The 10466-nt window shown below is 48.3% G+C and carries 6 protein-coding genes and 1 rRNA gene; 6 read left to right on the top strand and 1 reads right to left on the bottom strand.

The features are described 5' to 3' along the window. Positions 1 to 284: 284 nt before the first annotated feature. The 4 genes from mnmG (at position 285) to ACO2Q8_RS29215 (ending at position 6969) form a co-directional block, all read left to right on the top strand. A complete protein-coding gene (gene mnmG, locus ACO2Q8_RS29200; RefSeq protein ID WP_423348448.1) occupies positions 285 to 2147 on the top strand; it encodes a tRNA uridine-5-carboxymethylaminomethyl(34) synthesis enzyme MnmG in 1863 nt (620 codons plus the stop codon). Positions 2148 to 2150: 3 nt separating this feature from the next. Then, positions 2151 to 3041 carry a methyltransferase domain-containing protein gene (locus ACO2Q8_RS29205; RefSeq protein WP_423348449.1) on the top strand — a complete coding sequence of 297 codons (891 nt, stop codon included), beginning with the start codon at positions 2151 to 2153 and terminating at the stop codon, positions 3039 to 3041. Positions 3042 to 3100: 59 nt separating this feature from the next. Further along, positions 3101 to 4708, top strand: coding sequence for an Ig-like domain-containing domain (locus tag ACO2Q8_RS29210; protein ID WP_423348450.1), 1608 nt, complete (start codon positions 3101 to 3103; stop codon positions 4706 to 4708). A 452-nt stretch (positions 4709 to 5160) separates the two neighbouring features. Continuing rightward, complete coding sequence (locus tag ACO2Q8_RS29215; protein WP_423348451.1) at positions 5161 to 6969, top strand: tetratricopeptide repeat protein; 1809 nt, start codon at positions 5161 to 5163, stop codon at positions 6967 to 6969. Positions 6970 to 7001: 32 nt separating this feature from the next. Here the strand turns inward: ACO2Q8_RS29215 and thrC are convergent, their stop codons facing one another. Beyond that, complete coding sequence (thrC, locus tag ACO2Q8_RS29220; protein ID WP_423348452.1) at positions 7002 to 8306, bottom strand: threonine synthase; 1305 nt, start codon at positions 8304 to 8306, stop codon at positions 7002 to 7004. A 162-nt stretch (positions 8307 to 8468) separates the two neighbouring features. Between thrC and pruA the strand changes: the two genes are divergently transcribed. Beyond that, entirely contained in the window at positions 8469 to 10100 is a 1632-nt protein-coding gene (gene pruA, locus ACO2Q8_RS29225) for an L-glutamate gamma-semialdehyde dehydrogenase (protein WP_423348453.1), read from the top strand. A gap of 247 nt (positions 10101 to 10347) precedes the next feature. Further along, positions 10348 to 10466, top strand: a 16S ribosomal RNA gene (locus ACO2Q8_RS29230); the annotation flags it as partial.

Here is a 10466-nt window from a genome sequence, read left to right on the forward strand (position 1 = left end):
GAACTGCTTCAGAAATTCATCGGTCAATAAATCCTCTGGTCTCATAAACTGTGTTTGGTTAAAGGTAAAAAATCGGGATTACAAACCCCGATTCTTCATTTACACAGTTTTTGAGATAGTGTCATGTTTTGAATTATTTTCGCTGCTCCTGCGTTGTTTTTTTCAATCCTGGCTGATTACGCAAATCTTATTTTTTATTTTTGTAATTACGCTTTTCTCTATCATCATCACAAAATGTTTCCACGTGGAACATTTTCACAAAAGTTTGTAAAAACATACTCTTTATGTTTGATAATTATGATGTCATTGTCGTAGGTGCCGGACACGCAGGTTGTGAAGCAGCGACGGCTGCGGCAACGATGGGATCGTCAGTACTGCTTATTACAATGAACATGCAAACCATCGCTCAAATGTCGTGTAACCCGGCAATGGGTGGGGTAGCGAAAGGCCAAATCGTGCGTGAAATTGATGCTCTCGGGGGGCAATCCGGAGTCATCAGTGATAAATCGATGATTCAATTCCGTATGCTAAATCGTTCGAAAGGGCCAGCGATGTGGAGTCCACGCTGCCAGAGCGACCGAATGTTGTTTGCGGCCGAATGGCGAAAGACACTGGAAGCAACACCGAATCTGGATATTTGGCAGGATATGGTGACAGAAATTATCGTTAGCGATAAACGAGTCACAGGTATAAAAACGAGCATGGGAATGGAAATCGAATCCCGTGCGGTGGTGCTGACCAACGGAACATTCCTGAACGGAAAAATTTATATCGGAGAAAAAACCTTCGGAGGAGGACGCACCGCCGAACGCTCAGCGACCGGTTTAACAGAACAACTTATCCAATTGGGATTTGAAGCGGGCCGAATGAAAACCGGCACGCCACCACGGGTGGATGGTCGGAGTTTGAATTATGCCATGATGGAAGAACAACCCGGCGACGAAAATCCCGGTAAATTTTCCTACCTGGATACGCCAAAACTTACGAAGCAACGGCACTGCTGGATTACGTACACGAATCCAGAAGTCCACGAAATTTTAAAAACCGGCTTCGAAAAATCACCCATGTTTACGGGCCGAATCAAGGGGTTAGGGCCCCGATATTGTCCATCCGTAGAGGATAAAATAAACCGGTTTGCTGACAAAGACCGCCACCAGATTTTTGTAGAACCGGAAGGCTGGGACACCGTCGAAGTCTACGTCAATGGCTTTTCGACTTCGCTACCGGAAGATGTTCAAATCAAGGCCCTGCGGAAAATCCCTGGTTTCGAAAACGCCAAAATGTTTCGTCCGGGCTATGCCGTGGAGTACGATTATTTCCCGCCAACTCAGCTCAAACAGACTCTCGAAACCCAACTAATCGACGGGCTTTTCTTCGCCGGTCAAATCAACGGAACAACGGGTTACGAAGAAGCAGCCTGCCAGGGATTGATGGCCGGCATCAACGCCCACAACTCCGCGAAGGAGCTGGATGCGTTTACGATGAAGCGCTCCGAAGCCTACATAGGTGTGTTGATCGACGACTTGATTACGAAGGGGACCGAAGAACCGTACCGGATGTTTACATCTAGGGCCGAATATCGGACGCTGCTCAGGCAGGATAACGCCGATCTACGGTTGACCGAGAAGGGCTACAAAATCGGTTTGGCCAGCCAGGAACGCTATGACCGAATGCGCGACAAGCAGGAAAATATTGAGGCCATATTGGAAGAGATGAAACAGATGCGGGTGCAACCCGAGGGTGTCAATCCCGTGTTGAGCAATCTGAGCAGCGCACCGATTCGAGAGAAAACGTCGCCTTATGCTTTGCTGAAACGGACAGAAATCAACCGGGAAGAACTAGCCTTGCTGGGCGCTGAGGTGGCGGATTTCCTGAAGTCGTTCACCGACGAAACCATCGAAGAAGCCGTAATCACGGTGAAGTACGAGAGCTATGTGGAGAAGGAACGGCTGACTGTCGAACGAACCGAGAAACTCGAAAGTCTCATGATCCGACCTGACTTCGACTTTGACCGGCTGTCGGCTTTGTCGTTTGAAGGACGGGAAAAACTCAAGCGGATTCGGCCCCAAACAATCGGTCAGGCATCCCGGATCAGTGGAGTGAGCGCTTCCGATATTTCCATTTTAATGGTGTATTTAGGTCGGTAAAAGATGGCGGTAGAACACCTGACAGAGTGCCCGGTTTGTGGAAACCGGGCTTTTTCAAACTGGCTAACTTGTACGGATTTTCTTGTTTCTCGGGAAGATTTCACGATCCAGTCATGTAGTAAATGCGGTTTTAAAGCCACCAATCCACGGCCAGCCGAAGCCGAAATTGGCCACTATTATCAATCGGATGAATACATCTCACATAGCGATACCCGGCAGGGAATCGTCAGTCAGTTATACCATACCGTCCGATCGATTACACTACGGCAGAAGGTAAAATTGATCACCAGCCTGTCGCCTAGCAAAGGTAGTCTCCTGGACATCGGTTGTGGTTCGGGCTATTTTCTGTCGGCAAGCCGCAACGCTGGTTGGGAAGTCATGGGTACTGAACCGGACATAAACGCCCGTCAACAAGCGGAAGAACGAACGAAAACTGGGTTGAAAAAATCGATCCACGAGATTGCTGACGAGCAGTTGTTTGATGTAATAACGCTGTGGCATGTACTTGAACACATTCATGATTTGACCGAATCACTGGATTGGATAGGGGCGCACACTCGTCCGAAGGGGCATCTGTTGGTGGCGGTGCCAAACTACCATTCGTGGGATGCCCGGCATTACAAGTCGCTTTGGGCGGCTTACGATGTGCCCCGGCATCTCTACCATTTTTCATCCGATAGCATGAAGGCGCTGTTGAAACGGTACGGTTTTGAAGTCATCCAACAACGACCCATGCCTTTCGATGCGTTTTATGTGAATATGCTCAGCACGAAAAACCGGGATGGAAAGCCTGCGTATCTTGAAAGTTTTTGGAACGGAATTCGTTCTAATTGGGCAGCATACCAGAACGGCGGAAATTATTCGAGCTTGATATACATCGCCCAGGCACAGTAACTAAAACCGTAAACGCCCTGAATACCTCCGCTGTTCAGGGCTTTTTTTTGCCACGAAAAATGAAACACGCCTTAATTCTTTTCGGACTCCTCCTCATCTTTTTAAATTCCTGTTCGCAATATGTTGCGCCCGTAGGCGGCAAAAAAGATACGCTGGCACCCGTACTGGTCGAAAGTATGCCCGTTAATAAACAGAAAAATTTTGATGGAAAAACACTGGGACTGGTCTTCAACGAATACATCCGAGTAGAGAATCCAAACCAGAAAATTTTGATTACACCCGAACCCGAAGCACCCTTCAAAGCACGAATTCGACCGACCAGCCTGCGGTTAATTTTCGACAAACCATTTAAGGAAAACACCACCTACACATTCAACTTTACGGATGCGGTAAAAGATATTACGGAGAACAATCCAGCCCTCAATCTAAAACTGGTCTTCAGTACCGGCCCGACGATTGATTCGCTGAGTGTGGGAGGGAAGGTCATCGACCTGCTGACCGGACAGCCAACCGCCAACACCCTGGTCGGGTTGTACATTCCGAACGATACACTGACACCTACCAAAAACAAACCCTATTACTTTACACGAACGGATACTGCCGGGGTTTTTCTACTTGAAAACGTGCGAGACGGAAAGTACCGGGTCTTTGCATTTGACGATAAAAACCTCAACCTTATTCTGAATCCTGGTCCGGAAAAAGCCGCTTTTTTGCCTGGCGAACTGGACCTGAAAGCCAATAACGATACATTGACTTTTCGATTATTTACTTTTTACAATACTCCACCGCGTTCGGTCCGAACGCAGCAGATGGTTACGACATACACGTACGTTTTCGATCGGGGTCTGGAAAACTACACGGTGAAATTCGCGAATCCGGCCGACAGCATTCCGTCGTACTTGCGAACACCAAATGAGCTAACTTTTTTCAACGCCAAAGCCAGCACCGACACCGTCCGAGTTCAGATTACAGTCTCGGATTCATTAAAAAACAAAGCAGAGCTAACGCAGAAATTCAAATTCCGGACGCCCAGCCGCCGGGAAACGCTGGAGCCAGTAACGCTCACGGCTACACCGGCCGACAATGGCGACGTCGATAAAAACATGGAAGTGGTCCTCCAGTTTTCCAAACCAATTAAAACGATCACCGCCGATTCGCTGCAACTCTTGAGCGATAGCACAACGCGTGTCCCGTTAAGTCCGCAGGATTACCGCTGGGAAGATAACCAGACCCGATTTGTTCTCAGCAAACAGACCAACGCCCGGCGTAGTATGGTGCTGCGGTTAGGCAAGGGAGCCTTCGTAAGTGTCCTGAATGATTCGACCGCACGGGCGGAATTAAACTATTCCATCCGCGACCCGGAGAAGTATGGGGTGCTGACAGGAACGATAAACACCCAGGCCAAACAGTTCATTGTCGAGTTGTTGGACGAAAATTTTAAGACCGTCGATAAACAAATAAACAACCCGACCTATCGGTTCGTTAATATAAAACCGGGCCGTTACCGGCTTCGTGTCATCATCGATGCGAACGGAAACGGGCGGTGGGACAGCGGCAATCCGCTCGAAAACCAGATGCCCGAACCCATCTACTTCTTCACCCGTAACAAAGGTATCATCCAGATCAAGGCCAACTTTGATATTTCGGAAGATATCGACACTCCTTAAAAGGTCAATGTGAAATTAAAAAAACACAACAAACCGGTGGAAAAACCCGTGGAAAAGTCTGTGGATTGTGTGGAAAATGTGTGTACAGGTACGGATGTTGCTGTTGACAGAATTTTCAGGGTTGTGGATAAACCGATTTTTGGGACAACTACGTGAATAACTTTTAGGCTGTCCACAAATTATTCCAGGGGTCATCAACAGGTGGAAATGTTTATAGTGTATCTTGTGGAAATGTGTTGAGAGGAGCTTACTTATCCAGATACCAATTGTGGATAAAAAATAAACTACTTGTAAATCAGTAAATTGCATGTTGATAACTATAAACACCCTGTGGATAACCGGAATTTTTTATCCACAATTTTTCAGTTAAAATGTGTAAAACCACATTGTCCACATATCCACAGGCACCAATCTTTAAAACCCTTTTAATTTTTTAAATAGAAAAAAGAAAAATGAAGAAGATAGCCGGATTACTACTGATGCTGTTGGCAGTTGGCTTTCTGAATGGTTATGCCCAGGAAGGACCAGAACTGGCTGATGAATATTTTAAAAAGGGTGAGTTCGAAAAGGCGTATACCATTTACCAGAAACTGATAAAACCAGGTACAAGTAAACCGGTAATGAGTCAGTATGTGGAAAGTGCGATTCGGCTGAATAAGGTTAGCGAGGCTGAGAAGGTAATCAGGCGGCTCCTCAAATCCGATGAAAAAAATCCGTTTGTTCATTTGCAGGCCGGAATTTTGGAAGAAAGCCGCAATGACTCGGCTAAAGCAGAAGTTCATTTCAACAAAGCTATTGCGGTAGCCGGAAACCAGGTAAACGGTTTACCGGAACTGGCGCAGGACTTTGCCGAAAAGAGCAAACAGCAATGGGCGATTAAAACCCTCAAGAAAGGTCGGGAGCAAAGCCGGGAGCCGATGGCCTACGCCGGTGAATTGGCACGCTTATACGGCGCGGTAGGGCAAAAAGAGAATATGGTGGATGAATTGCTGCACTGGGGCCTGATTCCGGGAAACCGGGATAACGTACAGGCCATGTTGCAGGACAATCTAAAGGAGGCCGATCAGAAGATGCTGGAGGGCGTTTTGTACAAAAAAGTGCAGGAAAGCCCGAACGAGATGTTCTACACGGAGATGCTGGTTTGGTACTTAACGCAAAAGAAAGAGTTTTATAAAGCGTTCATTCAGGAGCGCGCCCTCGACAAACGCTTAAAATTGACCGGCGTGCGCGTTTACGACCTGGGTGCAGTTGCACTTCAGAACAAGGATTATAAGAACGCAGCGGCCATGTTTGAGTACGTTGCGAAGGAATACCCGCAGGGTCAGCTCTACGCATTCGCCCGGCGGCTGGTGATCAAGGCCCGCGAGGAACAGGTAAAAAATACGTATCCCGTCGATAACTCCGAAATCCGGAAGCTGATTGCCGATTACCAGAAGATGTTTCAGGAATTGGGTAAAAACAACCGAACGCTGGAAGCGCTCCGTAGCACGGCAAATCTGTATGCGTTTTACCTCGACGAAAAAGATACGGCTTTAGCCATTCTTCAGTTGGCCACCGAGATCAGCAAGAACGAGAAGACATTTATCGACCGCTGTAAGCTCGATATGGGGGATATATACCTGCTGAAAGGGGAGCCCTGGGAAGCGACGTTGCTCTATTCGCAGGTCGAAAAATCGCAGAAGGAAGAATTGCTCGGCTACGAAGCCAAACTCCGGAACGCTCGATTGCATTATTTCAAAGGCGATTTTGAGCTTTCGAAAGAAGTACTTGACATTTTAAAACAGGCAACGAGTCGGGAGATCGCGAACGATGCCGGGTCGCTCAGTTTGCTGATCATGGACAATACCGGCATGGATGAGGACAGCAACGAAACCGCCATGAAGCAGTATGCATCGATCGAGTTGATGCTGTTTCAGAACAAAGTCGATTCGGCGGCATTAGCGCTCAATGAAATGTATACAAGGTACAAGGATCATAGTCTGGCTGATAACATTTTGTGGTTGCGGGCCAATACGCTCATCAAACAAAACAAGGTGGACGAAGCCTTGCAGGATCTGGAGAAAATTTCGGCCAATTACGGAGAAGATGTGCTGGGTGACGATGCGCTCTTTCTGACGGCCAAGACGTACGAAGAAAACAAAAAAGATAAACCCAAAGCAATGGAGCTGTACAACCAGCTTTTGCAAAAATATCCGGGTAGTATTTTCGGGGCCGAAGCCCGAAAACGGTTCCGGTCGCTGCGAGGGGATGTCATCAATTAACTAAAAAGCCCGCTTATCGGCGGGCTTTTTAGTTAGGCAGTTTGCAACAAAAACTCTTTAAAGTCGGCGAAATCAGCTTTCATTCGGACACTTTGCTTCGTTCGGCTCATCAATTCTTCCAAAGCCACCGGGATTTCCACAGGCTTGTGGATAACCGACTCTACCAGGTCCTTAAACTTGGCCGGATGGGCCGTGGCCAGTGCTATTCCACACACATCCGGGTTAGCTTGTTGATAACTTCGCAAACCGAGGTAACCCACAGCGGTGTGCGGACACATGACGTAGCCAAATTGTTGATAAACTTCAGCCATCGCCTGTCTGGTCTGCTCATCGTCAAAGAAATAGCCAGATAACTGCTGCTTTAGGGTTTCGAAATTATCGTCGAACAAATGCACCAGCCGGACAAAATTGCTCGGATTTCCCACATCCATAGCGTTTGATATCGTTTCGACCGACGGATTTGGCGAATACAACCCGGTTTTCAGGTACTTCGGCACCACATAATTCAGGTTCGTGGCGGCAATGAACTGTGCCACCGGCAAGCCCATTTTATAAGCCAAAGCCCCGGCGCTCAAATTCCCAAAATTGCCGCTCGGCGTTGAAAAGACCACCGGTTTTCCCAGATGTTTCACTTGCCCAAACGCCCGAACGTAATAAAAACTCTGCGGAATCAGCCGGAAAATGTTGATCGAATTGGCCGATGCCAGACTAAATTCCTGATTCAATTCAACATCCGTAAAGGCGGTTTTAACCAAATCCTGGCAATCGTCAAAAGAACCGTCGATTTCGATAGCGGTAATGTTCTGGCCGAGGGTCGTCAACTGTTTTTCCTGCAACTCACTCACGCGACCACTTGGGTACAGAATCGTTACCTTAATTCCTGGAACGCCCAGAAAACCCATCGCAACGGCCCCACCCGTATCGCCAGAAGTAGCGACCAGAATATGTACTTCCCGGTTTGATTTTTCCAGAAAATAACCCATCATGGCAGCCATATACCGGGCACCCACGTCTTTAAACGCCAGGGAAGGACCGTGAAACAACTCCAATACATGCGTCTTCCCGACTTCCAACGCTACGACCGGCGTATCAAACGGCAGAGCCTGATGAACCAGTTCTTCCAGTCTCGAAACCGGAATTGCATCTTTGAAAAGTGCTGAACTGATTTGAAAACCGATATCTGCCAACGTTCCACCAGAGATTGAATGGAAGAAATCGGCTCCCAGAAACGGAATTGTCTCCGGCATGTACAGGCCCCGATCGGCGGGTTGGCTGCGGAGCAGCGCTTCTTCCATCGAAACCCGGCCGGAAGGATTATTCGTACTGTAAAAATTCATAAGCAATATGCTAAAAAACGCGCGCAAGTTACGAAACCTCAAACCGTTAACCGAGTGAATACCGGAACAAATGACAAAAAATCGGGCCAGGAAAAACCGGGAACCTTAATGAGTTTCTTTCCATTATCTAACTTTGCAGACTTCAAAAATCAACAAACCCCTATGTCAGTAGGCTTTTTTCAGGTACCGGTTCCGCAAAATGAGCCGGTAAAAGAATACCGTACCGGTTCCGACGAGCGTGCTAAACTTAAAGCGGCTTTGGCCGAAGCGACTTCAAAAACCGTCGATATTCCGATGTATATCGGGGCGGAGGAAGTTCGGACCGAGCTTCAGCAACAACTGATTGCTCCCCATAACCGCCACCAAGTTTTGGGTCATTACCACGAAGGGGATCAGACCCACGTTGAACAGGCCATTACGGCCGCCCTGAATGCGAAGGAAGCGTGGGCGAATCTCTCGTGGGAACACCGGGCGAGTGTGTTTCTGAAAGCCGCCGAATTGCTGGCCGGGCCCTATCGTTATAAAATCAACGTAGCGACCATGCTGGGGCAGTCGAAAAACGCTTACCAGGCCGAGATTGATTCGGCTTGCGAGCTGATCGACTTTTTGCGGTTTAATGTGCATTACATGACGGAAATTTACAGCCAGCAGCCGCGCTCGTCGGCCGGCGTTTGGAACCGTCAGGAATACCGGCCGTTGGAAGGATTTGTGTTTGCCCTGACACCCTTCAACTTCACGGCCATTGCCGGCAATTTGCCAACGGCCCCGGCCTTGATGGGGAATACAGTCGTCTGGAAACCAGCCACCCAGCAAATCTATTCGGCAAAGGTGATCATGGACGTGCTGAAAGAAGCCGGATTGCCGGATGGGGTGATCAACCTGATTTACGTCGATGGACCCCTGGCGGGAGAGGTGATCTTTAAACATCCCGATTTTGGCGGTATTCACTTTACGGGCAGCACCGGTGTTTTCCAGCAAATCTGGAAAACGATTGGCGAAAACATCCATTTGTACAAATCCTACCCGCGCATCGTCGGCGAAACCGGTGGCAAAGACTTTGTGCTGGTGCATGAATCTGCTGATCCGAAAACCGTCGCTACGGCGCTGATCAGGGGAGCTTTCGAATACCAGGGGCAAAAGTGTTCGGCGGCTTCCCGGGCGTATTTGCCAACGACGCTATGGGAACAGATCCGGGAGTACATGCTGGCGGATTTGCAAAGCATCAAAATGGGTAGCGTGGAAGATTTCCGGAACTTTGTGAATGCCGTCATTGATGAACGCGCTTTTGATAAAATTACCAGTTACATCACCAACGCGAAAAACGACCCGACGGTCGAGATCATAGCCGGCGGTAATTTTGATAAAACCGACGGTTTTTTTGTCGAGCCCACGGTTTTGCTAGCCTCCGACCCGCAATACGTAACGATGTGCGAGGAGATCTTCGGTCCGGTTCTGACGGTTTATCTGTATCATCCGGATAATTTCGAAGACACGATTCAACTGGTGGATCAAACCTCACCGTATGCCCTGACGGGTGCGGTTTTTGCCAAAGACCGGTATGCCATCGAACTGGTGACAAAGAAACTGGCCAATGCCGCTGGTAACTTTTACATCAACGATAAACCGACAGGCGCGGTAGTAGGTCAACAACCCTTCGGCGGAGCCCGGGCATCGGGAACCAACGACAAAGCCGGTTCGTTACTCAACCTGCTGCGATGGGTATCACCCCGGACTATAAAGGAAAATTTGGTCCCACCGACGGATTTCCGCTACCCGTTTTTGGCTGAGGAATAAACTAACCGATGGGCATTTCGGCGATTCGATTGTACGGAAAAAAGAAAGTGAAATAATCTTGAGTTTTTTCTAAAAAGGACTTGCATTCAGCTAAACAAACTGCTACCTTTGCAGTCCCAATTCAATGATACGGCTGAACGAAACAGGTCAGCCACAAGTTTTCCGAACGAGGAAGACACGTTCTTTGACAATTTGACCAAATAGGTAAGCGTAAGGACTCTGCGTAAAGTACAAGTACAAATCATTTACAATGGAGAGTTTGATCCTGGCTCAGGATGAACGCTAGCGGCAGGCCTAATACATGCAAGTCGAACGGATGCCTTCGGGCATTAGTGGCGTACGGGTGCGTAACGCGTAAGCAACCTA

Origin of the sequence: Larkinella sp. VNQ87, from assembly GCF_049445795.1 — a bacterium.
Lineage (GTDB): Bacteria > Bacteroidota > Bacteroidia > Cytophagales > Spirosomataceae > Larkinella.